Annotated in this window: 21 protein-coding genes; 10 read left to right on the top strand and 11 right to left on the bottom strand. The window is 52.3% G+C overall.

The genetic code is table 11. The features are described from left to right. Positions 1-25: 25 nt before the first annotated feature. Positions 26-601 carry a 16S rRNA (guanine(966)-N(2))-methyltransferase gene (gene rsmD, locus A0G03_RS11610; protein ID WP_048263168.1) on the bottom strand — a complete coding sequence of 192 codons (576 nt, stop codon included), beginning with the start codon at positions 599-601 and terminating at the stop codon, positions 26-28. Between the two features lie 349 nt (positions 602-950). Here rsmD and ftsY point away from each other — a divergent pair, with 349 nt between their 5' ends. The 4 genes from ftsY to rpoH all read left to right on the top strand — a co-directional run bounded on the left by ftsY (position 951) and on the right by rpoH (position 5,172). Further along, the gene (gene ftsY / locus A0G03_RS11605; protein WP_048263167.1) at positions 951-2,348 is read left to right on the top strand and encodes a signal recognition particle-docking protein FtsY; all 1,398 of its coding nucleotides are present in this window, start codon (positions 951-953) and stop codon (positions 2,346-2,348) included. Positions 2,349-2,353: 5 nt separating this feature from the next. Next, positions 2,354-3,025: a cell division ATP-binding protein FtsE gene (gene ftsE / locus A0G03_RS11600; RefSeq protein WP_039294328.1), complete on the top strand. Its 672-nt coding sequence runs from the start codon at positions 2,354-2,356 to the stop codon at positions 3,023-3,025. Continuing rightward, a complete protein-coding gene (gene ftsX / locus A0G03_RS11595) occupies positions 3,015-3,983 on the top strand; it encodes a permease-like cell division protein FtsX (protein ID WP_011095808.1) in 969 nt (322 codons plus the stop codon). Before ftsE ends, ftsX begins: the two co-directional genes overlap by 11 nt. Before the next feature lie 331 nt (positions 3,984-4,314). Next, positions 4,315-5,172 carry an RNA polymerase sigma factor RpoH gene (gene rpoH / locus A0G03_RS11590; protein ID WP_048263165.1) on the top strand — a complete coding sequence of 286 codons (858 nt, stop codon included), beginning with the start codon at positions 4,315-4,317 and terminating at the stop codon, positions 5,170-5,172. Between the two features lie 89 nt (positions 5,173-5,261). Here rpoH and panM read toward each other — a convergent pair whose 3' ends face one another. Beyond that, positions 5,262-5,708: an aspartate 1-decarboxylase autocleavage activator PanM gene (gene panM / locus A0G03_RS11585; RefSeq protein WP_011095806.1), complete on the bottom strand. Its 447-nt coding sequence runs from the start codon at positions 5,706-5,708 to the stop codon at positions 5,262-5,264. A 404-nt stretch (positions 5,709-6,112) separates the two neighbouring features. Here panM and A0G03_RS11580 point away from each other — a divergent pair, with 404 nt between their 5' ends. The 6 genes from A0G03_RS11580 (at position 6,113) to A0G03_RS11555 (ending at position 12,273) form a co-directional block, all read left to right on the top strand. Beyond that, the gene (locus A0G03_RS11580) at positions 6,113-7,225 is read left to right on the top strand and encodes a branched-chain amino acid ABC transporter substrate-binding protein (protein ID WP_048263406.1); all 1,113 of its coding nucleotides are present in this window, start codon (positions 6,113-6,115) and stop codon (positions 7,223-7,225) included. A gap of 156 nt (positions 7,226-7,381) precedes the next feature. Continuing rightward, positions 7,382-8,308, top strand: coding sequence for a high-affinity branched-chain amino acid ABC transporter permease LivH (gene livH / locus A0G03_RS11575; protein WP_011095804.1), 927 nt, complete (start codon positions 7,382-7,384; stop codon positions 8,306-8,308). Beyond that, on the top strand, positions 8,305-9,579 hold the full coding sequence (locus A0G03_RS11570; RefSeq protein WP_048263164.1) for a high-affinity branched-chain amino acid ABC transporter permease LivM: 1,275 nt from the start codon (positions 8,305-8,307) through the stop codon (positions 9,577-9,579). The genes livH and A0G03_RS11570 overlap by 4 nt, the downstream gene beginning before the upstream one ends. Next, the gene (gene livG / locus A0G03_RS11565; RefSeq protein WP_048263162.1) at positions 9,576-10,346 is read left to right on the top strand and encodes a high-affinity branched-chain amino acid ABC transporter ATP-binding protein LivG; all 771 of its coding nucleotides are present in this window, start codon (positions 9,576-9,578) and stop codon (positions 10,344-10,346) included. The genes A0G03_RS11570 and livG overlap by 4 nt, the downstream gene beginning before the upstream one ends. Positions 10,347-10,351: 5 nt before the next feature. Next, positions 10,352-11,053, top strand: a complete 702-nt coding sequence (livF, locus tag A0G03_RS11560; RefSeq protein WP_048263159.1) for a high-affinity branched-chain amino acid ABC transporter ATP-binding protein LivF — start codon at positions 10,352-10,354, stop codon at positions 11,051-11,053. Positions 11,054-11,082: 29 nt separating this feature from the next. After that, positions 11,083-12,273, top strand: a complete 1,191-nt coding sequence (locus A0G03_RS11555) for an aminotransferase-like domain-containing protein (RefSeq protein WP_048263157.1) — start codon at positions 11,083-11,085, stop codon at positions 12,271-12,273. 89 nt (positions 12,274-12,362) lie between these two features. Here A0G03_RS11555 and A0G03_RS11550 read toward each other — a convergent pair whose 3' ends face one another. The 9 genes from A0G03_RS11550 to ltnD all read right to left on the bottom strand — a co-directional run bounded on the left by A0G03_RS11550 (position 12,363) and on the right by ltnD (position 26,124). Further along, a complete protein-coding gene (locus tag A0G03_RS11550; protein ID WP_048263156.1) occupies positions 12,363-14,009 on the bottom strand; it encodes a methyl-accepting chemotaxis protein in 1,647 nt (548 codons plus the stop codon). A gap of 595 nt (positions 14,010-14,604) precedes the next feature. Further along, entirely contained in the window at positions 14,605-16,275 is a 1,671-nt protein-coding gene (locus A0G03_RS11545; RefSeq protein WP_048263154.1) for a methyl-accepting chemotaxis protein, read from the bottom strand. A 716-nt stretch (positions 16,276-16,991) separates the two neighbouring features. Further along, positions 16,992-18,662 carry a methyl-accepting chemotaxis protein gene (locus tag A0G03_RS11540; RefSeq protein ID WP_048263152.1) on the bottom strand — a complete coding sequence of 557 codons (1,671 nt, stop codon included), beginning with the start codon at positions 18,660-18,662 and terminating at the stop codon, positions 16,992-16,994. A gap of 277 nt (positions 18,663-18,939) precedes the next feature. Further along, positions 18,940-20,619, bottom strand: coding sequence for a methyl-accepting chemotaxis protein (locus A0G03_RS11535; protein ID WP_048263150.1), 1,680 nt, complete (start codon positions 20,617-20,619; stop codon positions 18,940-18,942). Between the two features lie 294 nt (positions 20,620-20,913). Then, the gene (locus A0G03_RS11530) at positions 20,914-22,272 is read right to left on the bottom strand and encodes a GntP family transporter (protein ID WP_048263148.1); all 1,359 of its coding nucleotides are present in this window, start codon (positions 22,270-22,272) and stop codon (positions 20,914-20,916) included. A gap of 191 nt (positions 22,273-22,463) precedes the next feature. Continuing rightward, positions 22,464-23,252, bottom strand: coding sequence for a 2-oxo-tetronate isomerase (otnI, locus tag A0G03_RS11525; RefSeq protein ID WP_048263147.1), 789 nt, complete (start codon positions 23,250-23,252; stop codon positions 22,464-22,466). Between the two features lie 33 nt (positions 23,253-23,285). Next, on the bottom strand, positions 23,286-23,942 hold the full coding sequence (otnC, locus tag A0G03_RS11520) for a 3-oxo-tetronate 4-phosphate decarboxylase (protein WP_048263145.1): 657 nt from the start codon (positions 23,940-23,942) through the stop codon (positions 23,286-23,288). Then, a complete protein-coding gene (gene otnK, locus A0G03_RS11515) occupies positions 23,939-25,213 on the bottom strand; it encodes a 3-oxo-tetronate kinase (RefSeq protein ID WP_048263143.1) in 1,275 nt (424 codons plus the stop codon). Before otnK ends, otnC begins: the two co-directional genes overlap by 4 nt. After that, positions 25,210-26,124 carry an L-threonate dehydrogenase gene (gene ltnD / locus A0G03_RS11510; RefSeq protein ID WP_014917036.1) on the bottom strand — a complete coding sequence of 305 codons (915 nt, stop codon included), beginning with the start codon at positions 26,122-26,124 and terminating at the stop codon, positions 25,210-25,212. The genes otnK and ltnD overlap by 4 nt, the downstream gene beginning before the upstream one ends. Positions 26,125-26,408 lie beyond the last annotated feature (284 nt).

The raw sequence follows: 26,408 nt of genomic DNA, 5'->3' as shown, positions 1-26,408 counted from the left end.
TCTTACCCTTACATTGCTGCGAAGATCACTGACGGATGTACAAACGGTAGGCGACCTGACCCGCAATTTTCTCACGGTGCAGTTGCCAATTCTCCGGGATGGTTAGCTGCGTATTTTCCGCCTCGGTTTCCACGTAAATCCACGCATCTGGTGCCAGCCAGCCCTGTTGTTCCAGCAGCGCGAGCGTGTTGTTCAGTAGCTCTTTGCGGAACGGTGGATCGAGAAACACGACGTCAAACGGTGTGCCCGGTTTTGCCAGCCAGCTCAGGGCATCAGTATTGACCACCTCGGCGTTTTCCGCCCGAAGCAGTGCCAAATTCTGCGTTAATTGCTGGGCGACTGCACGTTCCATTTCCAATAATGTGGCGTGCGCAGCATAACGGGATAAGGCTTCCAGTCCGAGCGCGCCGCTGCCGGCAAAGCAGTCCAGACAGCGAGCCTGCTGAATGACGGGGGCGAGCCAGTTAAATAACGTTTCACGTACACGATCGGTAGTGGGACGTAAACCGGGGCTATCAGGAACCGGAAGTTTTCTGCCGCGCCATTGACCACCGATGATTCGGATTTGTCCGGCGGCTGACGATGCATTTTTTTTAGCCATAGCTCACAGGGTTATTGTTGTGCCGCATCATCATGGTGTGGATGCGGGCAGGAAATTTCTGGCGCTATTCTAGCGGCGGTTGCGTGTAGAGGGAATGTTAAGATGGACGTTAAAGTGCTTAAGCCAAAATTTTGTGCTGTCTGCGGCCTTTCTATCACGCGCGGCGTTTGACACACTTCGTAACGGACATTGCCTTTCGTTACGAAGATTGTCGTTAGCACGGAGAATTGTCTGTCATTGCTCCCGTTGGCTGCGTGTTGCTGTCGGCAGGAAAGTGTTAAACTTGTTGTTTAAATATGATTTTCATTGATTGATTCGCTGCGGTGAGCAGCGTGGAGCGCGATTACACATGTCAAAAGAAAAGAAGCGCGGTTTTTTTTCCTGGCTGGGACTTGGGAAACAGGAAGAAAAACAACAAGAGCAGCCGCAGGAGAAGCCGGTCGTTGACGATGCGCCCGCTGCTGAATCGGATGCCGCCGCATCGACTCACCAGACCGTTGAGCCTACGCCGGAGCTCGTAGCGCAACCGCTGCCGGAAGAATCTGTCGTTGAAGAAAAGATAGTAGCTGAAGAAAATATAAAGGTTGAAGCGGAAGAACTGACCCCATCAGTCGCCGAGCATGAGGTTACCGTTGCGGTAGACGATCGTGACCCGATCGATCATGACGTGCTTGATCGGAATATCACCGATCCGATCGTGCAGGTCGAGATCGCAGAGAACGCGACGGTGGTTGACGAGGCGCTGGATGACGCGCAGCAAGAAGAACAGGAAAATGAGCAACTGGACGACGTTCCAGTCGTTGTGCAAGAGCAAGAACGCCCGATGAAAGAAGGTTTCTTCGCTCGCTTGAAGCGCAGTCTAGTAAAAACGCGTGAGAATCTCGGTTCCGGATTTATCGGATTGTTTCGCGGTAAGAAAATCGACGACGATCTGTTTGATGAACTGGAAGAGCAACTGCTGATTGCGGATGTCGGGGTCGAGACCACCCGTAAGATCATCGACAGCCTGACGGAGCACGCCAGTCGCCGCCAACTGAAAGATGCTGATACGCTTTTTGTTAAGCTGAAAGAAGAAATGGCAGAGATTCTTGCTAAGGTGGACGCCCCGCTGAATATCGAAGGCAAAACGCCGTATGTCATTCTGATGGTTGGTGTTAATGGCGTGGGTAAAACCACCACCATCGGTAAAATGGCACGCCAGTTCCAGGCACAGGGCAAATCTGTAATGCTGGCGGCGGGTGATACCTTCCGTGCAGCAGCAGTCGAGCAGCTTCAGGTCTGGGGACAACGCAATAACGTGCCGGTGATAGCGCAGCACACAGGGGCGGATTCGGCATCGGTGATTTTCGATGCAATTCAGGCAGCGAAAGCGCGTGGCGTGGATGTCCTGATCGCGGATACCGCCGGTCGCTTGCAGAACAAAGCGTACCTGATGGAAGAGCTGAAAAAGATTGTGCGCGTGATGAAGAAGCTGGACGAAGACGCGCCGCATGAAGTGATGCTGACGCTGGATGCGAGCACCGGACAGAACGCAGTGAGTCAGGCCAAGCTGTTTAATGAAGCAGTCGGGCTGACAGGCATTACCTTGACTAAGCTGGACGGGACCGCGAAAGGCGGGGTGATTTTCGCCATTGCCGACCAGTTTGCTATTCCTATCCGCTATATTGGGGTAGGTGAAGGCATTGAAGATTTACGGCCATTCAAGGCCGACGATTTTATTGAGGCACTTTTTGCCCGAGAGGATTAAAACGGATGATTCGTTTTGAACAGGTCAGTAAAGCTTACCTCGGTGGGCGTCAGGCATTGCAAGGGGTGGATTTCCATCTGCGCCCAGCGGAAATGGCGTTCCTGACCGGCCATTCCGGCGCAGGGAAGAGCACCCTGCTGAAACTGATTTGTGGTATTGAACGTCCCAGCGCGGGTCAGATTTTGTTTGGCGGTCACAATATTAGCCGCCTGAAAAAACGCGAAGTCCCGTTCTTACGGCGTCAGATCGGCATGATTTTTCAGGATCACCACCTGTTGATGGAGCGCACGGTCTATGACAACGTCGCGATGCCGCTCATTATCGCGGGCGCCAGCAGTGAGGATATTCGTCGTCGGGTATCGGCCGCGCTGGACAAGGTTGGCCTGCTGGATAAAGCGAAGAATTATCCTATCCAGCTGTCCGGTGGTGAACAACAGCGTGTGGGTATTGCACGCGCTGTGGTTAACAAACCCGCCGTGTTGCTGGCGGATGAGCCGACGGGCAATCTGGACGAGGCGTTGTCAGAAGACATTTTGCGCCTGTTTGAAGAGTTCAATCGCGTCGGCGTCACTGTCCTGATGGCGACGCATGATACCGGGCTGATCGCCCGCCGTAATTACCGTGTGCTGACGTTGTCGGATGGCCGCATGGTGGGGGGAAACCACGATGGCAAATAACGTCCGTAATGCGAAAAAGCCTGTCGCAAAAGCGAAAGCACTGCGCGGCGGTTGGCAGGAACAATGGCGCTATGCCTGGACAAATACGCTGGCTGATATGCTGCGCCAGCCGCTGGCCACCTTTCTGACCGTGATGGTTATCGCTATCTCGCTGGCGCTGCCCAGCATCTGCTATCTGGTGTGGAAAAACGTCAGTCAGGCTGCAACACAGTGGTATCCATCGCCTCAACTGACGGTGTATCTGGATAAATCGCTGGATGACAACGCGGCGCAGGCGGTTATCACGCAGCTTCAATCTGAAGATGGCGTCGATAAAGTTAATTACCTGTCGCGCAATGAAGCGATGGGCGAATTCCGCAACTGGTCCGGTTTTGGCGGCGCGCTGGATATGCTGGAAGAAAACCCGTTACCCGCGGTGGCAATCATTACGCCAAAAATGAGTTTTCAGGATTCCACCACGCTGACAACGTTGCGCGATCGCGTGGCATCGACGCAGGGCGTGGATGAAGTTCGAATGGACGACAGCTGGTTTGCTCGTCTGGTGGCGCTAACTAATCTGGTTGGGCAAATTTCCGCGATGATTGGCGTCCTGATGGTCGTTGCTGTATTTTTGGTGATCGGCAACAGCGTGCGTCTGAGTATTTTCAGTCGCCGTGAAACCATCAACGTGATGAAGCTGATTGGTGCGACGGACGGCTTTATTCTGCGTCCGTTCCTGAATGGCGGAGCGGCAATGGGCGTGGGCGGTGCGGTGCTGTCGCTGATTTTATCGCAGGCGCTGGTTTGGAAGCTGGATGCGGTGGTGGCACAGGTTGCTGCTGTTTTCGGTACGACGTTTGCCGTCAAAGGGTTGAGCTGGGACGAGTCCCTGCTGCTACTGCTCATCGCTGGCATGATTGGCTGGCTGGCCGCCTGGCTGGCAACAGTGCAACATTTACGCCGTTTTACACCACAGTAAGCGTTTTCTGGTATAATTATCCCCTGTAATTCAGACCGTATTGCAGGGGAAACCTCCTCAGCGACATCTCTTCTTTGTACTTTCCGCTGCGTTTTCTCCTTGATTTTTCGCGTATTAACGTCTTGTTCGTCTCCTGCTTGATCTCTGGCATCAGGTGAATAAAATGATAGGAACTTGCGAGCGAAATCACAGTCTGAATAAACAGATTTTAAGGTTTCAATAAATACGCTTAAAGGTGCCGCATTTTGCCATTTTCGCGCAAAACGATGCGGCGAAGCAGTGCTAAGATAGCTGACTGCAATATGACGAGTAGAGTAACAGAGAGGGTTGAATGACCAAAGATATGCAAACTTTCACCTTAGTTCCCCAGGGCAGTCTGGAAGGGTATATTCGTGCCGCCAATGCCTATCCGATGCTGACGGCGGAGGAAGAGCGGGCGCTGGCTGAACGACTGCATTATCAGGGCGATCTGGAGGCTGCTAAGCACCTGATTCTTTCACACCTGCGTTTTGTTATTCACGTTGCCCGTAACTATTCCGGCTACGGCCTGCCGCAGGCGGACCTGATTCAGGAAGGGAACATCGGCCTGATGAAAGCGGTACGTCGCTTCAACCCTGAAGTTGGCGTGCGTCTGGTTTCTTTCGCCGTGCATTGGATCAAGGCAGAAATTCATGAATACGTGCTGCGTAACTGGCGTATCGTGAAGGTAGCCACCACTAAAGCACAGCGTAAGTTGTTCTTTAACCTGCGGAAGACGAAAACACGCCTCGGCTGGTTTAACCAGGATGAAGTCGAACTGGTAGCGCGTGAACTTGGTGTGACCACCAAAGACGTGCGCGAGATGGAATCCCGCATGGCGGCGCAGGACATGACCTTCGATCCGACGCCGGAAGAGGACTCGCACGACGGCAAAGCGATGTCGCCAATGCTTTACCTACAGGATAAATCGTCTGACTTTGCCGATGGCATTGAAGAGGACAACTGGGATACGCATGCGGCCGATAAGCTCACCTACGCGCTGGAAGGGCTGGATGAACGTAGCCAGCACATTATTCGCGCCCGCTGGCTGGATGATGACAACAAATCCACCTTGCAGGAACTGGCCGACCAATACGGTGTTTCCGCAGAGCGTGTACGTCAGTTAGAAAAGAATGCGATGAAAAAACTGCGAGCGGCGATAGAAGCGTAATCGCTCTCATCGTCTCTTTCTGTAGCGACCGGGTAATGCCCGGTCGTTTTGTTTTTATCCAACGTGAATGTCAGGCCGTAGAGATGTGTTTATGGTTTCTCTGGGTTGAGTTCGTCAAGAATCAGCGGCGTTTCTTTTCTGCGAATATAGCGCCAGCCGCCGGATACGGGTGAGAAGCCGCAAGACACCATAAATCGCGCCAGCACTTCCTCTTTGATCGAAGCATGATCGGCCGTTGCCAGCCACCATTCTTTAACCTCAGGAAGCTGACGACGTGCTTCATCAATCAAAAGTTGCCCTACGCCACGTCGCCGCGTGACTTCTCGCACCATCAGATCGCTCAGTTCCGCATATTCCCCTTCAATTTCGACCAGCACACCACCTAACAGTCGATCGTTAAAACGGGCGGCGAATAGCCGCTGATCGAGCGTGAGCCCTTCTTCGAGTAAATCAATGTTCTGATGCGGCCAAATTTTCGCCAGATCAATTTTATCCTGAGGGCTGAACTGGGTGAGGCATTCAATGGTTAGTTTCATTTTTATCGGCACTCCATCATGTGAGTGAAGAATAATGTAGTTGTCTTGTAGTGGAACGGTTGTGTAATTTGAGCGTTATGGTTAATAGAGCAAATGTTTTTCTCATTCTTTGTTTTTCGAGTAATCCATCAACAATTAATGCATAAAGTAGAATATCTGACTATATATAAATTGAATGCTGGTTTTTACATCTGGTGTTTTGTGCTGTTTGCTCCGCTTGTTTCTGACAAGGTGAGTTGATTTGCAGCATAAAACTCCTGTTTAATAATATGAAAAATAAAGCCTTATTAGAAAACATTACTAATAATAACCTAAGCCTTTCTTACTTATAAGAAAATAGCAGGTTATGGCAGAAGGCGGTCAGGTTTTCGGCAATATCCATAATGACAGATGGGGTAAAAAAAATGAAATTCAGTAAAGGTAAAGTATTGCTGATGGGTTGTATGGCTGCGGCGTTCAGCCATGCGGTCAACGCTGCCGATATTAAGGTTGCGGTTGTTGGCGCAATGTCTGGACCCGTTGCGCAATATGGCGATATGGAGTTCATTGGCGCACGTCAGGCTATTGCCGATATCAACGCAAAAGGCGGCGTAAACGGCAACAAACTGGTTGGCGTTGAATATGATGACGCGTGCGATCCTAAGCAGGCGGTTGCCGTAGCGAACAAAGTCATCAATGACGGTATCCGTTATGTGATTGGCCATCTGTGTTCCTCCTCCACGCAGCCTGCGTCTGATATCTATGAAGAAGAAGGCGTGATCATGATTACGCCTGCGGCAACCAATGCTGATTTGACCACGCGCGGCTATAAAATGGTGATGCGCACGACGGGGCTGGATTCCGATCAGGGGCCAACCTCAGCAAAATACATTGTCGAAACCATCAAACCTCAGCGTATCGCCGTGGTTCATGACAAGCAGCAATATGGTGAAGGTCTGGCCCGCTCTGTTCAGGATAGCCTGAAAAAAGCTGGTGCGAATGTTGTACTGTTTGAAGGTGTGACGGCGGGTGATAAAGATTTCTCTACGCTGGTTGCGCGTCTGAAGAAAGAGAACGTCGATTTCGTTTATTTCGGCGGCTACTACCCAGAAATGGGACAGATTCTGCGTCAGGCTCGTCAGGCTGGTATGACAACCAAATTCATGGGCCCGGAAGGCGTGGGTAACTCTTCGCTGTCTAACATCGCAGGCGATGCCTCTGAAGGCATGCTGGTGACGTTGCCGAAGCGTTACGATCAGGTTCCTGCTAACCAACCGATTGTGGATGCGCTGAAAGCCAAGAAACTGGATCCAACCGGCCCGTTCGTCTGGACGACCTACGCTGCGCTGCAATCGCTGACCACTGCGATGACACGTACCGGTAGCAATGAGCCGGAAAAACTGGTCGCGGATCTGAAAGCGAACTCCGTGGATACCGTAATGGGACCATTAAGCTGGGATGCAAAAGGCGACCTGAAAGGGTTTGAATTTGGCGTATTTGAGTGGCACAAAGACGGTACTTCCAGCGCAGTGAAATAATCATCATGCAGGGGAGGCAGAAGCGGGTGAATGTACCGCTGTCTGCCTCTTCGGCGTGGAGAACATTTTCCGCTTTCTGAGTGTGTACCACTACTATCCCTCAATACCGAAGCCCCCGTTGCCGCAAGGCGCGGGGGCGGCATTTAAGGTTAAGGTATGTCCGAGCAGTTCCTCTACTTTCTTCAGCAGATGTTCAACGGCCTGACGTTGGGCAGCACCTATGCGCTGATCGCCATTGGCTACACCATGGTTTACGGCATTATCGGCATGATTAACTTCGCGCACGGCGAGGTTTATATGATCGGTAGCTATGTCTCCTTTATTGTTATTGCGGCCCTGATGATGATGGGTATCGATGCTGGCTGGCTCCTGATTAGCGTCGCCTTCGTTGCCGCTGTGGTGATTTCCAGCGCCTACGGCTGGAGTATCGAACGGGTGGCCTATCGCCCCGTGCGAACGTCAAAGCGTCTGATTGCACTGATTTCTGCCATCGGGATGTCGATTTTCCTGCAAAACTACGTCAGCCTGAATCAGGGCTCGCGTGATGTTGCGCTGCCGAGTCTGGTGACTGGCCAGTGGGTGCTGGGCGAAAGCAATGGCTTTGCCGCCACCATCAGCACCATGCAGTTGACCATCTGGATTGTTACGTTCCTTGCCATGCTGGCGCTGACGCTATTTATTCGCTATTCCCGCATGGGACGCGCCTGCCGCGCCTGTGCTGAAGACCTGAAAATGGCGAGCCTGCTGGGTATCAGCACCGATCGCGTCATCTCACTGACCTTCGTCATTGGCGCCCTCATGGCCGCTGTTGCAGGCGTGCTGCTGGGGCAATTTTACGGTGTCATCAACCCCTATATCGGCTTCATGGCTGGGATGAAAGCCTTTACGGCTGCGGTACTGGGCGGGATTGGCAGCATTCCTGGTGCGATGATCGGCGGGCTGGTTTTGGGTGTAGCCGAAGCGCTGACGTCTGCTTACCTGAGCACGGAATACAAAGATGCGGTGTCATTTGCGCTGCTGATTGTTGTGCTGCTGGTGATGCCAACCGGCATTCTGGGTCGCCCGGAGGTTGAGAAGGTATGAAACAGCTCAACCTGCTTAATGCGTTTGTTTCCGCGTTCATGCTGCTAGTGCTGGCCTCGTTTTTAATGGGCATGCAACTGTCGCTGGATGGCACCAAACTGGTAGTGCACGGTGCCGGTGAAGTTCGCTGGTATTGGATTGGTGCGGGCTGCATCGTGGTGTTCTTCTTCCAGTTGATTCGCCCGTTCTTTCAGCAAAGCATCAAGAAGTTTTCCGCTCCGTCACTGGTGTTGCCGAGTTTTGATGGCAGTACGCCACGCCAGAAAATACTCGCTGCGGCGTTGATTATCGCCGCTATCGCCTGGCCGTTTCTGGTCTCGCGCGGAACGGTAGATATCGCTACCCTCACGCTGATTTACGTGATGCTGGGTCTGGGCTTGAACGTCGTAGTGGGTCTGTCTGGTCTGCTGGTTTTGGGCTACGGCGGTTTTTACGCCATCGGCGCGTATACCTATGCGTTGCTAAACCACTATTACGGATTGGGCTTCTGGGAAAGTTTGCCGCTGGCGGGCATGGTGGCGGCGCTGTCCGGCTTCCTGCTGGGGTTCCCAGTGCTGCGTTTACGCGGTGATTATCTGGCGATTGTGACGCTCGGGTTCGGCGAAATTGTCCGTATCCTATTGCTGAATAATACCGAAATTACCGGTGGTCCGAACGGCATCAGCCAGATCCCTAAACCGACCTTCTTTGGCCTGGAGTTTGGCCGCAACGCACGCGATGGCGGTTGGGATACGTTCCATAATTTCTTCGGTCTGCAATACGACCCCAGTGACCGCATTATCTTCCTGTATCTGGTCGCGCTGCTGTTGGTCGTGTTGACTCTGTTTGTGATTAACCGCCTGCTGCGGATGCCGCTGGGACGTGCCTGGGAAGCGCTGCGCGATGACGAAATCGCCTGTCGTTCTCTGGGGCTGAGCCCAACGCGTATCAAGCTGACTGCCTTTACTATCAGCGCCGCGTTTGCTGGGTTTGCGGGTACGCTGTTTGCCGCGCGTCAAGGGTTTGTCAGCCCGGAATCATTCACATTTGCTGAGTCGGCCTTTGTGCTGGCTATTGTTGTGCTGGGCGGAATGGGTTCGCAGTTTGCGGTCATTCTCGCTGCGATTCTGTTGGTCGTGTCTCGTGAGCTGATGCGCGATCTGAATGAATACAGCATGCTGTTGCTGGGTGCATTGATGGTGCTGATGATGATTTGGCGTCCGCAAGGCCTGCTGCCGATGAAGCGTCCTGAGATGAAGTTGAAAGTCGCGAAGAAGGAAGAGCAAGCATGAGCACGCAGCCATTATTATCAGTCAGAGGTCTGATGATGCGTTTTGGCGGCCTGCTGGCGGTCAACAATGTTGAAATGGACATTCATGCTGGCGAAATCGTCTCGCTGATCGGCCCGAACGGGGCGGGGAAAACCACGGTCTTTAACTGCCTGACCGGTTTTTATCGCCCAAGTGGCGGCACCATCATGCTGCGCGATCGCCATCTGGAAGGGTTACCCGGACAGGCTATTGCCCGCATGGGCGTGGTGCGCACGTTCCAGCATGTTCGCCTCTTCCGTGAAATGACGGTGATCGAGAACCTGTTGGTCGCGCAGCACCAGCACCTGAAAAGCGGCGTGTTTGCCGGGCTGTTGAAAACGCCGAGTTTTCGTCGTGCGGAAGCGGATGCGCAAGAGCGTGCGGCCGTGTGGCTGGAACGTATCGGCCTGCTGGATTTAGCCAATCGTCAGGCGGGGAATCTGGCTTACGGCGATCAGCGTCGTCTGGAAATTGCCCGCTGTATGGTGACGCGACCTGAGCTATTGATGCTCGATGAGCCCGCAGCAGGTCTGAACCCGAAAGAAACTGACGAGTTAAATCAGCTGATTGCGGAACTGCGCGATAGCCATCAGGTGTCCGTTTTGTTGATTGAACATGATATGAAGCTGGTCATGGGGATTTCCGACCGGATTTATGTCGTCAATCAGGGAACGCCGCTGGCACAAGGCACTCCCGCTGAAATTCGTAACAACCCGGATGTCATCCGTGCATATCTGGGTGAAGGATAACGTTTATGCTGTCATTACATCAGGTTTCTGCCCACTACGGAAAAATTCAGGCGCTGCATCAGGTTAGCCTGCATATTAATCAGGGCGAGATTGTTACGTTGATCGGTGCCAACGGTGCCGGTAAAACGACGCTGCTGGGCACGCTGTGCGGCGATCCGCGCGCGACGGAAGGCACTATTACGTTTGACGGTAAGGACATCACACACTGGCAGACGGCGCAGATTATGCGCGAAGCGATCGCGATTGTGCCGGAAGGCCGTCGTGTCTTTTCCCGTATGACGGTAGAAGAAAATCTGGCGATGGGTGGATTCTTTGCCGAGCGCGATCAGTATCAGGAGCGCATTGCGCGCGTCTACGATCTGTTTCCACGTCTGTATGAGCGACGCGCCCAGCGTTCCGGCACTATGTCCGGCGGTGAGCAGCAGATGCTGGCGATTGGCCGTGCGCTGATGAGCCAGCCGCGTTTGCTGCTGCTGGACGAGCCGTCGCTGGGGCTGGCACCGATTATCATTCTGCAAATTTTTGATACGATCCAACAATTGCGCGAAGATGGTATGACCATCTTCCTGGTAGAGCAAAATGCCAATCAGGCGCTGAAACTGGCTGACCGGGGTTATGTACTTGAAAATGGTCATATCGTGTTGGAAGATACCGGTGCGGCATTGTTAGCTAATGAAGCGGTACGTTCGGCCTATCTGGGCGGATAATTGAAGTTTTGTTGAAAGGTTAAGAATACATGGCCATTGAAGGGTTGTTAGCGCACCGCATCGCTCAGTTAAAAAGTTCCGCCATCCGTGAACTGCTGAAACACAGCAAGATGGAAAATATTATCTCGCTGGCTGGTGGGATTCCGTCAGATGCATTGTTTGATTTCGAAGGCTTAAGTCAGGCCACGCAGTTAGCAATTACCGAACAGCCAAAAACGGCATTCCAGTATGGCTTAACCGAAGGCAGTAGCGTGTTGCGCGATCGCATTGCTGAGCTGTGTGCTGTGCGTGGCGTAAAAACACGCGGCGACGACATTGTCGTGACGGCAGGTTCGCAGCAGGCGCTGGACTTGATTATGCGCTCGATGATCGATCCCGGTGATGTGTTCGTCGTTGAACGCCCGACTTATCTGGCGGCGCTGCAAACGCTGGAACTGGCACAGGCGAATGTGATGTCTGTATCGTCCGATGCCAACGGCATGGTGGTTGATGAGCTGGAAGAGCTGCTGAAGAAACAGCGCATCAAGGGCGTCTATATTGTCCCGAATTTCGGTAACCCGAGCGGTGTTACGCTGAGTTATGAACGTCGCCTGCAATTGGTTCAACTGGCGGAGCGCTACGGTTTTGTCATTATCGAAGACGATCCCTATGGTGAGTTGCGTTTCACTGATGAGCGTAACCCGACGCTGTTCCAACTGGCGCAGGATAAACTGGGCAGCACGGAATACGTGCTGTATACCTCCACGTTCTCGAAAGTGTTGGCTCCGGGTCTGCGTCTTGGCTGGGCGATTCTGCCGGATTGGCTGTTGCACAAGGTGGCGATTATCAAACAGGCCGCTGACCTGCACGCCAGCGCACTGTCGCAGACTGTCGCAGAGTGCTATCTGGGGCTGGGACGTCTGGAGACGCAGATCGAAAAAATTCGCCACGCCTATAAGCATAAAGGCGAACTGCTGGCACAGCTGGTCGAGAAGGAACTGGGTGATGTGATCACTTTTAACCAGCCGAAAGGTGGGATGTTCCTGTGGGCGAAGTTCCGTCAGGACGATTTCAACACGACGGAATGGCTGAAAAAGACGCTGGAACAGGGCGTTGTCTTCGTGCCGGGTGAATTCTTCTTCCCAGACAATATCGATTATTCAACGCTGCGCCTGTCCTTTGCGACGGCAACAGATGAGCAAATGCATGAAGCGGTGGCTCGCCTGCGTCGGGCGCTGTAATCGCCGATAGCAGGCCACCTGTTGATGTAAAAAACCGCTGATATTTCAGCGGTTTTTATTTTCTAGCGTCGGGTTAATCTGTCACGTGTTTAAAAGGTTTCCCAGTTTGTGTTACTCGAATTACCGGCTAATACCAATTTCGGTCTGGAGAGTGTAGTCACCTGCGGTACGGCTCGCTGTGACTGGATACCGTCGATTTTGAACACGCCCATCAACTCAACCAGATTTCTGGCCTGTTGGCTCAAGCTGCCTGCGGCAGAAGCCGATTCTTCAACCAGCGCTGCGTTCTGCTGGGTTACCTGATCGAGCTGATTCACTGCGTCATTGACCTGAGAAACGCCCTGTTCCTGCTCATGCGTAGTCAGGCCGATCTCATTGATAAGGCTGGCGACGCGCTGCGACTGATCCACAACTTCTGCTATGGTCACCCCTGCTTCGTTAACCAGCAGACCACCCGTTTCGACTTTTCCTACGCTGATGCCAATCAGGTCTTTGATTTCACGCGCAGCAGAAGCGGAACGTTGAGCCAGTGAGCGAACTTCTCCGGCAACGACAGCGAACCCGCGTCCCTGTTCTCCGGCTCGTGCGGCTTCGACGGCGGCGTTGAGTGCCAGAATATTGGTCTGGAAAGCAATGCCGTCTATCACGCCAATAATATCGCCGATTTTACGTGAGCTTGCGGTGATCTCTTCCATGGTCCGTACAACATTGCTGACGACATCGCCTCCTTTACGAGCAGCGACACTGGCCGAGTTGGCGAGCTGTGCAGCCGTGCGCACGGTATCGGCGTTCTGTTTAACCGTGGTGTTCATCTCTTCCATAGAGGCAGCGGTTTCCTGCAGGTTGGCTGCCTGCTCTTCCGTGCGCTGACTGAGATCGGTATTACCCATCGCAATTTGGTTGGCTCCCGTGGCGATAGATTCGCTGCTTTGATGGACTTGTCCGACGATATTGCTCAGGCTTTGGCGCATTTCCTCCATTGCAGCGAGAACGCTGGTGGTATCTCCATCGCGCCGTTCAATGGCGATGGCAAGATTCCCTTGTGCAACCTGACGGGTAATCTCCAGCGTATAAGCGGGTTCCCCACCCAGTTGGCGTTTGATTTTCCGGGTTATCCACCAGGCAACAACGCCTCCCAACAGCGCAGAACATAACGCGATGATCAACATTAGGGTGCCAGCGTGTAACGCATTATTCTCGGATTCATTGGCGAGCGTGACGGTCAGCTGTTTTTGTATTCCAACCATTTTATCCAGAATGTCGAATACGCTTGCTTGCGTGGTACGCACTTCCGTCAGCAGAAAATTGCGAAATGCGTCGTGTTCGTTGGACATAGCCAGGTCGATGGCTTTTTTCATGCTGTTGGTATAGGCCGGGCGAGCCTGATCCAGCGTGGCGAGCAACGTTTTAGCCTCGTCATCTACTGCATTTTTACGTATTTGTACGAGCAAATCGCTATTACGTGCGATGGTTTGCTCAATGCGATCTTTTTCCACCTTCATTTGTTGTTGGTCGGTCAGAAGTGCAATATTTCTGATGGAGCGTGCCGCTATGTTGACGTTGTCTTTAACTTCCTGCATGAGCAGAAGATTGGTAATACGCATTTGTGACAGAATCTGAATGTTTCCCCCAAGTTTTTCTAACTGAACGCGGCCCAATATGGCGACTAAGAATCCAATAACGATAATTAGCGTAAAGCCTGTTCCTAACATTTTTCCCAAACTCATATTCTTCATGATATTCCTTTTTTATTTATTGAAGTCTGACACGGCAGGTGTCGTTATTTTATGTTAGGGGTGATGTACAGACGCGATTTCCCCCACGAACTCCATTGCTTTCATCATTCTGCTTATCTCCCAGTGTTTCTCCGATACAGGAATGCTGGCGACGTTTATGCTCCAATCGCTGCCTTGGCGAAGGGAATGGTCGTCGCTTTCATACCTATCGGGAATGCCTGTTGAGAATATTTACAGGCCAAGGGAATGACAAATGAAGTGTAGACAATAACGTAGTATATTGATGGCGGAATAAACGTAACAAAATCCCTTAATTTATTCATTGCCCGGGTGATTAATATTATTTTCTTATAGCAACTAAGATAGGTAATAAATATTAATCAATAGATAAGTACCCAATAAGAATTAGATCCTTTTCTTATCATTTATTTTTTTTGTAATTTATTATTTTTAATTGTGACATTTATTAATTAATGTCGATTTTTTAACCTTGTTATTTATTTTTTCTACCCCGATATCATAAAAAAGCCGCTGAGAATTCAGCGGCTTTTTTTACGGTAAGAGACCGAAGGATGCTATCGATCGGTCACGCTCGTTAAAAGGTTTCCCAGTTATCACTGCTTGTGCGGCCTGATTTACCTGCCAGAGCTAGCCTTGGCGCTGTCGGCTGCTTCACTTGTGACGTCAGCCGTGGCACTTTCGTCTGAATACCGTTGAGTTTGAAAACACCCATTAATTCCAGCAGCGTTCTGGCCTGTTGGCTCAGACTATCGGCGGCGGAGGCGGATTCTTCAACCAGTGCGGCGTTCTGTTGGGTCACCTGATCAAGCTGATTCACTGCATCATTGACTTGAGCAACGCCCTGTTCTTGCTCGTGCGTGGTCAAACCGATCTCATTGAGCAGGTTAGCAACGTGCTGAGACTTTTCGACGATTTCTTTGATGGTGATACCCGCGTCGTTAACCTGCTTCTCACCCATTTCCACGTTGGCGACGCTCACGCTAATCAGGTCCTTGATTTCACGTGCGGCAGAGGCGGAGCGCTGTGCCAGAGAGCGTACTTCGCCCGCGACCACGGCAAAGCCACGACCTTGTTCACCCGCTCTGGCCGCTTCAACGGCGGCGTTGAGCGCCAGAATGTTAGTCTGAAAGGCAATGCCGTCAATGACACCGATAATATCGCCGATCTTACGCGAACTGGTGGTGATATCTTCCATGGTACGCACAACGTTACTGACCGCATCGCCGCCTTTCTGCGCTGTGGTGCTAGCGGAATGGGCTAACTCCGTTGCGGTGCGCACGGTTGCCGCATTCTGCTTCACCGTGGTATTCATTTGTTCCATTGAGGCGGCGGTTTCCTGAAGATTCGCGGCCTGTTCTTCTGTACGTTGGCTCAGATCGGTGTTGCCCATCGCAATCTGTGTAGCGCCTGTGGCGATCGACTCGCTACTCTGATGCACCTGACCGACAAGGTTACTCAGGTTTTGACGCATATCTTCCATCGCCGCGAGTACGCTGGTGGTGTCTCCGTCGCGCAGTTCAATCGTGAAGGCCAGATTCCCCTGTGCAACCTGACGTGTCACTTCCAGCGTGTAGGCGGGTTCTCCCCCGAGCTGACGTTTAATGGTGCGGGTGATCCACCATGAGATCATCGCTCCCAGCGCCACAGAAAGCAGGGCGATGATGACCATCAGCGAGCCTGCGTTAGTGGCGTTTTTTAAAGACTGGTTGGCGATTTCAACGGTGAGCTTCTCTTGCCAGTTAACCATATCATTCAGAGCGTTGAAGACAGCATCTTGCTTAGCCCGCACGTCTGTTAATAACAGATGTTGAGCTTCACTGTTCTTGTTCGCCATTGCCAGCGTGATGGCGTTTGCCATGCTGCTGCTATAGGCCGGCCGTACGCGCTGCAGTTCGGCGACCAATTCCTGAGCATGTTTCTCGGCGGTACTGTCATGTATTTTCGAGAGTAACGCGTTATTGCGGGAGATCATCTCCTCGATACGCGTTTTCTCTTCCTGCACTAGCCGATCGTCTTCCTGCATCGTCAGGTTTCTGACGGCGATCGCGTTGGTGTTTATGTTGTCTTTAAACTCTTGCATCATCAGGAGGTTGGTAATACGGACTTGCGACAGCACCTGGATGTTTTCCCCGAGCTTGTCTAACTGGATACGACCAAATATCGCTACCAGAAAACCGATGGCGATGACCAGAGTAAAGCCAGTCCCTAGCATTTTACCCAGGCTGCTATTTTTGATGAGATTCATTGTGTCCCTAATTATACGTTGAGAACGAATATGGTGAGTACTGGCATGCTATTTATGTGAAATCGACGTTGCGAAAACGTATTTATTTTGCAAATACCGTAGCGTTACGATTTTAGGTATCTCAGGTAAATCCTTTCCTTCAATCATTGCCCATTTCCTTTAGGCTATAAACGTATTCCGCGTTTACTGGTATCCGTCATGCACTTCGCTAAGTGATGTATGTATCTGGTGCAGAGGAGCATAGAGTAATAAGAGAGAAATGATGGCGCAGGAGTATAAAAGGCGGCAGTAAAAGCCGCAATATCTCTATGGTTTAAAGGGAAAATAAACTGATACTATGCTGTAATGTTAAATTGACAGTCATGCTAATAAACGTTGCAGTTATGATTTTTTGCTTATTTATTCAACCATAAAGAGGGGACTGTTTTTCATTCGTTACTTTTTTTGAACAATATGATGATTTTACCATCATATATTTGATGGTTTTATAATCGTAGATTGCCATTTCTTTTGTGCTTTATTGATTTTATGCTACCTCGCTTAATATAAAGCCAATTGCTAATTTTTATTTTTCATTAATTGTTTTTCCCTATTGAAAACAGTAGCCGGTTTCTTCAATACGTGGCGGAAAAGTGTTGATGTGAGAGATTCCTGTTAGAAAGGAATAAAAAAAACCGCTGATCGATCAGCGGTTTTGCATGTCTTTTTACACCTTGCTAGAAGGTTTCCCAGTTCTGGGTATCGCTTTTTGTTCTGCCTTTAGGGCTTGCGAGAGAGAGCTTCGTGCTGGCGGGTCTTTTCAGCTCAGGTGTATTACGCTGTGACTGCCCGCTTTCAATAATGAAGACTCTCATCAGCTCTACCAGGTGAGCGGCCTGATCGCTCAGACTATCGGCGGCGGACGTAGATTGCTCAACGAGTGCCGCGTTCTGCTGGGTGACCTGATCGAGCTGGTTAATCGCCTCATGAATCTGCGAAACGCCAGACTCTTGTTCCTGCGTGGTGACGCCAATTTCGTTGATCAGATCGGCAACGTTGCGCGCCTGACGGACCAACTCTTCGATTGTCGTTCCCGCGTTGCTGACCAGTACGGAACCCGCCTCGACTTTCTCAACGCTGTGGCCGATCAGCTCTTTAATCTCTTTGGCGGCGGTGGCGGAGCGCTGTGCCAGCGAGCGAACCTCGCCTGCTACCACGGCAAAACCACGCCCTTGTTCACCGGCTCGTGCGGCTTCTACTGCGGCGTTGAGCGCCAGAATGTTGGTCTGGAAGGCAATACCGTCGATGACGCTAATGATGTCGCCAATTTTTTGCGAGCTGTCAGTAATCTCTTTCATGGTGACAACGATATTGCTGACGGCCTCGCCGCCTTTAGCGGCAGTATTACTGGCGGCTTGTGCCAGTTGAGCGGCGTTACGTACGGTATCCGAGTTCTGACGTACGGTTTGGCTCATCTCTTCCATGGACGCTGCGGTTTGTTGCAGGTTGGCGGCCTGTTCTTCCGTACGCTGGCTGAGATCGGTGCTGCCTGCGGCGATCTGTCCTGCTCCGGTCGCGATAGATTCGCTGCTTTCACGTACCTGATCAACAATACCACTCAGGCTTTTGCGCATGTGGTTCATGGCGGACAACAGGCTGCTCGTGTCGCCTGCTGCCAACTCAATCGGTATGGCGAGATTGCCCTGTGCGATCTCCTGCGTCACCTGCGTGGCATAGGCGGGTTCACCGCCCAATTGCTTCTTGATGTGACGAGTAATCAGCCAGGCGATACACACACCAATCAATGAGGCGATGCCAGCCAGTATCAGCAGTGAATTGCCATCATAGTAGGACTCTTCAATCGCATTGGTTGCGATTTGCGTGGTGTAGTCTTTCTGCAACTGAATCATCGTGTTCAGGTTGTTAAAAAGCTTGGTTTGTATCGGCTCAAGCTGGGTTTTGACTAACTCGATGGATTCGGCCTGTTTATTGTTGAGGGACAGGGCGACTGACTGACGGCCCACGGTGGCGAATTCAGTGCGATTTTGCTGAAGTTCGCCCAGAATATTACGAACCTCTTTTGCCTGTACATTTTCTTCCAGTTGAGTGACGAGCTTTGCGTTTCTGGCGCTGGTGGCTTCAATCAGCTTTTGATTGTCCTCCAATACCTTTCTTTCCGTTGTGATAAGCATACGCAAAGTGGCTTTGATCGTGACGTTCAGGTTGTCTTTCAATTCTTGTAGCACGATAAGATTGGCAAGATGGTGTTTGGCAAGGTTGTCAGTCGTATTACCAAGGCCAACCAAATGCGTTCTGCCGAAGATAGCCACTAATAGGCCAATAATAATAACAATGGCAAAACCCGAGCCGACCTGAGTACCCAGTTTCATTTTTTTTGTACGCTGCATGTTATCCCCATGACTTATTGACAATATTTATTGTTATTAAGCAGATTTTCTTTTGCGCTACGGAAGTAATGTGCTGGCGCAGTCTCCGATCCTTTTGATGAATAACTGACCAGTCCATACTGGAATATCGGCATTTTTTGGGAAAACATTGATTTTAATTCTTGCTGCTGCGGCATGGCGCACAATGATAAGAAAAAGCAGAAAGTGTTGTGTGTGGGGGCTAGCGGTGGATAGGTGTGAAAGTAAACAGGGGGATGCATGATCCCCCTGCCTGAAATCAGAACTGTTCCCAGTTTTGGTTACTGCTTCCCGCGCTGCCTTTAGGGTTGGCGAGAGAAAGCTTTGCGCTGGTCGGTCTTTTCAGCTGTGGTGCAATACGCTGTGACGACCCACCTTCAACGATGAAGACTCTCATCAGCTCTACCAGGTGGACAGCCTGATCGCTCAGACTATCGGCAGCGGAAGCGGATTGCTCAACGAGTGCGGCGTTCTGCTGGGTGACCTGATCGAGTTGGTTCACCGCATCATGAATCTGCGAGACGCCAGATTCTTGTTCCTGCGTGGTGACGCCAATTTCGTTGATCAGATCGGCAACGTGGCGTGCCTGACGCACTAATTCTTCGATCGTTGTTCCCGCATCGCTGACCAGCGCGGAACCTACTTCGACTTTCTCGACGCTGTGGCCGATCAGCTCTTTAATCTCTTTGGCGGCAGTAGCGGAGCGCTGTGCCAGCGAGCGAACTTCACCTGCGACTACAGCAAAGCCACGACCTTGCTCACCTGCGCGTGCGGCTTCCACCGCGGCGTTGAGCGCCAGAATGTTGGTCTGGAAGGCGATGCCGTCGATGACGCTGATGATGTCGCCAATTTTCTGCGAGCTGTCGGTAATTTCTTTCATGGTGACAACGATATTGCTGACGGCTTCGCCACCTTTAGCGGCGGTATGACTGGCGGCCTGTGCCAGTTGAGCGGCGTTACGTACGGTATCCGAGTTCTGGCGTACGGTTTGGCTCATTTCTTCCATGGACGCTGCGGTTTGTTGCAGGTTGGCCGCTTGTTCTTCCGTGCGTTGGCTAAGATCGGTGCTGCCTGCGGCGATCTGGCTGGCACCGGTCGCGATAGATTCACTGCTTTCGCGCACCTGTTCAACAATGCTGCTCAGGCTTTTGCGCATACCGTTCATGGCTGCCAGCACACTGCGGTCATCACCGGAATGCAGGTTGACGGCTACCGCCAGATTTCCTTGCGCGACCGCTTGGGCGATCTGTGCGGCGTAGGCCACTTCGCCACCCAACAAGCCTTTGATGGTACGGGTAATCAGCACGGAAACCAGAATACCAACGAGAACCGCAATCGCCGCGTAGAAGATCAGAGTGTTACCATCTGAGCGAGCTTCCTGCATGGCGCTTGCCGTCATATCCAGCGTCCGCTTCTTCTGCAATTCGGTCATGCTGTCCAGCGCGGCGAAAACGGGTGCCTGCGTAATTTGCATTTCATTGACCATGAGCTGCACGGCTCGCGCTCTTTCTTCGGCGTTCTCAGATACGCCAAGTTCTACGGCTTTATTCACCGCGTCCCGATAGGCTGGGCGAGCCTGCGTCAGGCGGTCCAGTGAGTCGCGAGACTCTGCTTCAGACAGGTTAGAATACAGTTTGGTCAGGATTTCGGTATTACGGACAATTTGCTGATCGATCAGGCGCTTTTCTTCCTGAATGCGGCTGCTGTCGCTTGTCAGGCCGATAGTACGCACTGAACGGGCCACGGCATCAAAACCGCTTTTGGCATCCTGTATCAGGATCAGGCTGGTCAGGTTTTTTTCGGACAGCGACTCAATATCTTCGCTCAGATCGAGCAGATGCACACGTCCCAGAACGGCGACCATCAAACCGATGATGATGACAGAGGCGAAGCCAGAACCCAGCATAGTGCCAAGCTTCATTTTTGCTAAAAAATTCATAGTGTTCCTTTATTATTTTTCATCGGCTGATGCAGGCTCATGCCGTATGGATTTGGCATCTTATACTTCCACGAGAGGTCAGGAATAAGGCATATTTCCGATTACATCATGTATTGGCATGCGAACTTGTGTCGTGGTGATAAGGGAACGTGTGGTTTCTTACCCCGTATGGATTATAACGGCAGCGCTTGGATATTCAGATGTGGAATATAAGAATAAAACGGGCGTATTTTCTGGCATAAGGAGGAAAACCGCTGAGTGTCAGCGGTTTTTCGTGGCGGAACGCGATGACGCTTACATTACCAGCCAAAGCGCCCAGGTGAAAAGGAACCCAGACAGTCCGAGGATTGTTGTCAGTACCGTCCAGGTGCGCAGGCCATCGGCGACGGACAGTCCCAGATATTTGGTGACAATCCAGAAGCCGGAGTCATTGACGTGCGACAGGCCTAATCCGCCAAAACAGGCAGCAAGCGTCACCAACACCAACTGCATCTGATTTAGTCCGCTGACGGCTTCACTCAGCAAGCCGCAGGTGGTGAGAATAGCGACGGTGGCAGAGCCTTGTGAGGCACGTAGCGCCAGTGACAGGATAAACGCGGCAGGCACCAGCGGCAGATGAATGCTGGTCAACGTATCCGCCAGCGCTTTACCGATGCCCGATTCCACCAGTACTTTGCCGAATACGCCACCCGCACCGGTCACCATGATGACCATCGCAGCAGCAGGCATCGCATCGCCCATCACACCGCTAGCTTTTTCCAGCGACCAGCCGCGACGCAGGGCAATCAGCCAGAATGCCAGGGCCAGAGCGATCAGCAGCGCGACGGCGGGAGATCCAACCAGCGACATGACGTTACGCACCGGATGTCCGGCAGGCAAAATGGTCGCAGACACGGTGCCGAGCATAATGATGGCGATAGGAATGGCGATCAGCGCGGCAATCAATCCAGCCGAAGGGGCAGACGCGGGTGCCGTGTCCGGCGTGCTGTCTTCCGGTTTCGCCAGCTGTAACTGCTCTAACACTTCGACGGAAAGCGCATACTTACGGCGGTTCATGGCCTTGGCCGCCCAGTAGCTGATGATACCGACAGGAATCGACACCAGCAGGCCAATGATGGTCAGCCAGCCGATATCGGCATTCAACAGGCCAGCAGCGGCAACCGGGCCGGGGTGGGGCGGCAGCGCGACGTGCACCGTCAACATTACGCCTGCGACGGGCAAACCGAATTTAATCGGAGAGACTTTAGCGACTTTCGCGAAGCCGTAAATAATCGGGGCGAGGATAATAAAGCCGACATCAAAAAAGACTGGAATACCCAGAATAAAGGCGGCGATAGTTAATGCTGCCACCATCAATCCCGGTCCCATTAATTGGGCAAAACGGTGCGCTAAGGATTCCGCGCCGCCAGACACTTCGATCATTCTGCCGAGCATGGCACCGAGGCCGATAATAATCGCCACCGAACCGAGAATACCGCCCATACCGGAGGTAATCACCTTCATCACCTCAGCAGTAGGAATACCGGTTGCTAAGGCAACAAGTAAACTGACAACCAGCAGGGCGACGAAAGGCTGAATTTTAAATTTAATGACCATCAGCAGCAGGAGTAATACCCCGGCGATAGCGATGCAGAGCAAGAGCGAGGTGGCCATATTCTTATCCTCATTGACCCATTGTTTTCAATTCAGAGGCTGAAAAGGTATTGGGTTATTGTTTTATTTGAAGAAAAGGGTGACCTGACTCCCGCATTGGAATAATGCGGGAATCTGATCTTTTCTTTTTTATTTATTCGCGTCTAACGAATATGTCTCTGGTGTTAATATTATTTCCTGGAATTAGTGAGTTAGTGTTTTTTCTCCAGCCAGGGTTCAGCCCAGCCCAATCCGTCTTCGGTTTTGCCACGCGGGTTATATTCACAGCCAATCCAGCCGGAATAATTCACGCGATCCAATTCGGCAAAGATGAATGGATAATTAATTTCCCCTTCATCGGGTTCATGCCGTGCCGGAACCGAAGCAATTTGAATATGTCCGATGCGGCCATCTAAATCGTGAATAATTTGCGTCAGGTTGCCATCGACAATTTGTGCGTGGAAGAAGTCCACCTGAATATAGACATTCGGCCGGTCGATCAGATTGGCTAATTCCAGCGCCTGATACTGGCTGGCGAACAGGTAATTCGGTTTCACCTTCGCACTCAGTGCTTCAATCATGATATTGATGCCATGCGGCGCGAATTTATCAGCCGCGTAGCGCAGGTTATTGATGAAGGTTTGCTGATAGGCGTCACGGTCTTCACCGGGCGGAACGACGCCTCCCATCACCAGTACTGAAGGACAATTCAGCGCCAGTGCATATTCCAAGGCGTTATCGATGTCCCGACGAGCATCTTCAATGCGGTCGGGCAGGGCAGACACGCCCCATTCACCCGCGGTGATGTTGCCGGGCGCAGTATTGAACAACACCTGCTTCAGGCCATTTTCCCGCAGCTTTTTCGCCAGCAGCGGTGCCGGATATTCATAAGGAAACAGGTACTCGACCGAGGTAAAACCCGCATCGGCAGCGGCTTTAAAGCGATCGAGAAACGGAACGTCGGTAAACAGCATAGAAAGATTGGCAGCAAACTTAGGCATGGTTAACTCCATCGCTCAGTAAAAGGTGGCCTATCAAGAGAGTTCAGCAATATCGTCAGCGGTGAGGTAGCGAATTTTTCGGTCACCGAGAATAAAAATCAGCTTGGCGGTTTCTTCCAGCTCTTCCATGTTATCCGCCGCCGCCCGCAGATCCTTACCGGTGACGACCGGGCCGTGGTTAGCCAACAAGAAGGCTTTATAACGCGAGGCTAGCTTCGCCAGATCTTCACCGAGTCGCGCATCGCCGGGGCGGTAATAAGGCACTACGGGTACTTTACCGACGCGCATCACCACATAGGGGGTGAACGGCTTGATAGCATCCTTCGTATCCAGTCCTTCCAGACACGAGAGCGCTGTCAGGTAGGTACTGTGCAGGTGAACGATCGCTTTGCATTCGGGATCGTTACGGTAAATCGACAGGTGAAAGCTGACTTCTTTCGAGGGTTTATCGCCGGAAATCCACTCGCCGCTCAGGCTGACTTTGGACAGCCGCTCGGCATCCAGTTCACCGAGGCAGGAGCCGGTTGGCGTTGCCAGCAGTGTACCGTCGTCCAGTAGAAGGGAGAGATTGCCAGCAGAACCGGTGGCGTAGCCGCGTTGGAAAAAGGATGCGCCCAGCTTGACCATTTCCGCGCGTGCTCGCTGCTCGCTGCTCAGTGACGCCTCTGTGCCGTTGTGTTTTTCACTCATGCGGCAAACTCCTTTTGGGCGCGGGCAAAAAAGTCTTCATCGCCGAAATTGCCGGATTTCAACGCCAGCGAGAGCGGATGGTTGGTGGAGCGCACCCACGGCACGCCGGGGGAAATCGATGGGCCGATATGGAACGCGTGAATGCCCAGCGTTTGCACCACGATGCTGGAGGTTTCACCGCCCGCGATGATGAAGCGCTGAAAGCCATCCTGCTGAAGCTGATGGGCGACGGCAGCAAACAGTTTTTCTACCGCCTGACTACTGGCTTCTGCCCCCCAGCGCTGTTGAATCCGCGCCAGTTCGTCGGGTGAAGAGGTGGCGTACAGCAGCGGCGCGAGTGCGTCGTCACGGTGTTCCTTCACCCAGTCGGCCAGCTCCTGCACGTAGGACTGCTGAGCGTCATCGCTTTCTAAGCAGCGGGCGACGTCAATGGCGCGACCCGTCGCCTGTTTCAGATAGTGAGCGACCTGCTTGTTGGTCATCACTGAGCAGGAACCGGACAACACAACGCCTGCGCCGGACTGCGGCTTACCTGCCTCGGTTGCGGAACCGGTTTGTATCGCGGACTCTGCCCACTGGCGTGCCAGCCCAATCGCCAGACCGGAACCCCCGGTGACCAGCTTCATATCGCGCAGTGCTTCTCCCTGCGTCAGCAGGTGCTGTTCGTTCAGCGTATCCAGCACCACATAGCGCATGCTCTGTGCTTTCAACTGTGCCAGCTGCTGTTTGACGGCGTCTGCACCCTGATCCATCACGGCATATGGCACCAGCCCGCAGCGTCCGGCTGCTTGCTGTTCCATGACGCGCATCAGGTTGCCGTCTGTCATCGGCGTAACTGGATGGTGGCGCATTCCTGACTCGGACAGCAGTTGATCCATCACGAACAGGTGGCCCTGATAGACGGTTCTGCCATTCACCGGCAGTGCCGGAGAGATGATAGTTTGCGTTTCGCCAAGCTGCTCTAACAGCGCATCGGTCACCGGGCCGATATTGCCTTTCGCAGTGCTGTCGAAGGTGGAACAATATTTAAAGTAGAACTGCTGGCAGCCCTGTTGTTGCAGCCACGCCAGCGCCTTAAGTGAATCCGCCACGGCCTGTTCCGCCGGGCAGGAGCGTGATTTTAGGCTAATGACGACGGCCTGTGTGTCGACCTTAAAGTCTGACGGCGGCACGCCGTTGAGCTGCACGGTCGGCAGCCCGTTGTTGACCAGAAAGCTGGCGATATCCGTAGCACCGGTAAAATCGTCGGCAATCACACCTAGCTTGATCATGGTGCCTCCTTCTTTTCCGGTAGCGTAATACCGTTGAAAATTTTGATGACCGCACTGTCGTCTTCTTTACCGAACCCGGCGTTGCTGGCGGCGGTGAACATGTTGAACGCGGTAGAAGCCAACGGCAGCGGGAAATGGAGTGATTTGGCGGTATCGGTGACCAACCCCAGATCTTTGACGAAGATATCAACGGCCGATTTCGGCGTGTAATCGCCATCGACAACGTGGCGCATACGGTTCTCAAACATCCAGGAATTCCCGGCGGCGTTGGTTACCACGTCGTACATGATATCCAGCGGGATATCGGCGCGAGCGGCCAGCGCCATCGCTTCTGCACCCGCGGCGATGTGTACGCCTGCCAACAGCTGGTGGATAATTTTAACGGTCGCACCCAGCCCAATTTCTTCACCGATGCGGTAGACCTTGCCCGCGACGGCATCGAGCACCGGCTTCAGTTTCTCAAAAGCCAGATCAGAACCGGATGCCATTACCGTCATATCGCCTGCGGCGGCTTTCACCGCACCGCCGGATACCGGTGCATCCAGCATGATGAGCTGATGTTCGGCCAGGCGTTGCTCGATATTTTTGGCATCCTGCGCGGAGATCGTTGAAGACACCATGACCACGGTGCCGGGCTTGAGCTTAGCTGCGACCTGCGGCTCGCCGAACAGAATCCCGTTCACCTGTGCAGCGTTCACCACCAGCAGTACCACGGCATCCAGCTTGTCAGCGAAAGCATCAATGCGCGTGTCAGCCTGCGCCGCACCCGCCTGACGTAACCTTTCGAGTGCCTGCGGATTGATATCGACGCCGTATGTCGTCAGGCCAGCGTTGATGCAGGACGCCGCAGCGCCAAAGCCCATGGAACCCAGACCGATAACGGCGACAGCATAATCAGAAGTCTTTTTCATCGTGGTTGCCTTGTTAAAATTAGTGATTTTTTGTTCTCTGGTGTTAAATATAAGGACTATCAGAACAAATTGTGGTGACTTTTATCACATGAATTAACATTTATATCGTGATGATTCAGTGTAGTTGAACACCGTTTACTGCGTGATTTTCATTATTATTTTTATTTATCAGGTAATTATGTCTACTTTGGCGCTGGGGGATGATGAAAGTGGTCATGTCTGGCGTGGTTTGTGGCGTGAATTTATGGTAATTATCGTCATTAAACGGAGTGTTTCTCACAATC

Origin of the sequence: Pectobacterium peruviense (genome assembly GCF_002847345.1) — a bacterium.
GTDB lineage: Bacteria > Pseudomonadota > Gammaproteobacteria > Enterobacterales > Enterobacteriaceae > Pectobacterium > Pectobacterium peruviense.
The sequence above is the reverse complement of the archived record's forward strand: the minus strand, read 5'-3'. Positions and strand labels throughout refer to the sequence as shown.

Coding starts and splice junctions, on each gene's coding strand:
- rsmD (WP_048263168.1), bottom strand. CDS start 601: ATGGCTAAAAAAAATGCATCGTCAGCCGCCGGACAAATCCGAATCATC.
- ftsY (WP_048263167.1), top strand. CDS start 951: ATGTCAAAAGAAAAGAAGCGCGGTTTTTTTTCCTGGCTGGGACTTGGG.
- ftsE (WP_039294328.1), top strand. CDS start 2,354: ATGATTCGTTTTGAACAGGTCAGTAAAGCTTACCTCGGTGGGCGTCAG.
- ftsX (WP_011095808.1), top strand. CDS start 3,015: ATGGCAAATAACGTCCGTAATGCGAAAAAGCCTGTCGCAAAAGCGAAA.
- rpoH (WP_048263165.1), top strand. CDS start 4,315: ATGACCAAAGATATGCAAACTTTCACCTTAGTTCCCCAGGGCAGTCTG.
- panM (WP_011095806.1), bottom strand. CDS start 5,708: ATGAAACTAACCATTGAATGCCTCACCCAGTTCAGCCCTCAGGATAAA.
- A0G03_RS11580 (WP_048263406.1), top strand. CDS start 6,113: ATGAAATTCAGTAAAGGTAAAGTATTGCTGATGGGTTGTATGGCTGCG.
- livH (WP_011095804.1), top strand. CDS start 7,382: ATGTCCGAGCAGTTCCTCTACTTTCTTCAGCAGATGTTCAACGGCCTG.
- A0G03_RS11570 (WP_048263164.1), top strand. CDS start 8,305: ATGAAACAGCTCAACCTGCTTAATGCGTTTGTTTCCGCGTTCATGCTG.
- livG (WP_048263162.1), top strand. CDS start 9,576: ATGAGCACGCAGCCATTATTATCAGTCAGAGGTCTGATGATGCGTTTT.
- livF (WP_048263159.1), top strand. CDS start 10,352: ATGCTGTCATTACATCAGGTTTCTGCCCACTACGGAAAAATTCAGGCG.
- A0G03_RS11555 (WP_048263157.1), top strand. CDS start 11,083: ATGGCCATTGAAGGGTTGTTAGCGCACCGCATCGCTCAGTTAAAAAGT.
- A0G03_RS11550 (WP_048263156.1), bottom strand. CDS start 14,009: ATGAAGAATATGAGTTTGGGAAAAATGTTAGGAACAGGCTTTACGCTA.
- A0G03_RS11545 (WP_048263154.1), bottom strand. CDS start 16,275: ATGAATCTCATCAAAAATAGCAGCCTGGGTAAAATGCTAGGGACTGGC.
- A0G03_RS11540 (WP_048263152.1), bottom strand. CDS start 18,662: ATGCAGCGTACAAAAAAAATGAAACTGGGTACTCAGGTCGGCTCGGGT.
- A0G03_RS11535 (WP_048263150.1), bottom strand. CDS start 20,619: ATGAATTTTTTAGCAAAAATGAAGCTTGGCACTATGCTGGGTTCTGGC.
- A0G03_RS11530 (WP_048263148.1), bottom strand. CDS start 22,272: ATGGCCACCTCGCTCTTGCTCTGCATCGCTATCGCCGGGGTATTACTC.
- otnI (WP_048263147.1), bottom strand. CDS start 23,252: ATGCCTAAGTTTGCTGCCAATCTTTCTATGCTGTTTACCGACGTTCCG.
- otnC (WP_048263145.1), bottom strand. CDS start 23,942: ATGAGTGAAAAACACAACGGCACAGAGGCGTCACTGAGCAGCGAGCAG.
- otnK (WP_048263143.1), bottom strand. CDS start 25,213: ATGATCAAGCTAGGTGTGATTGCCGACGATTTTACCGGTGCTACGGAT.
- ltnD (WP_014917036.1), bottom strand. CDS start 26,124: ATGAAAAAGACTTCTGATTATGCTGTCGCCGTTATCGGTCTGGGTTCC.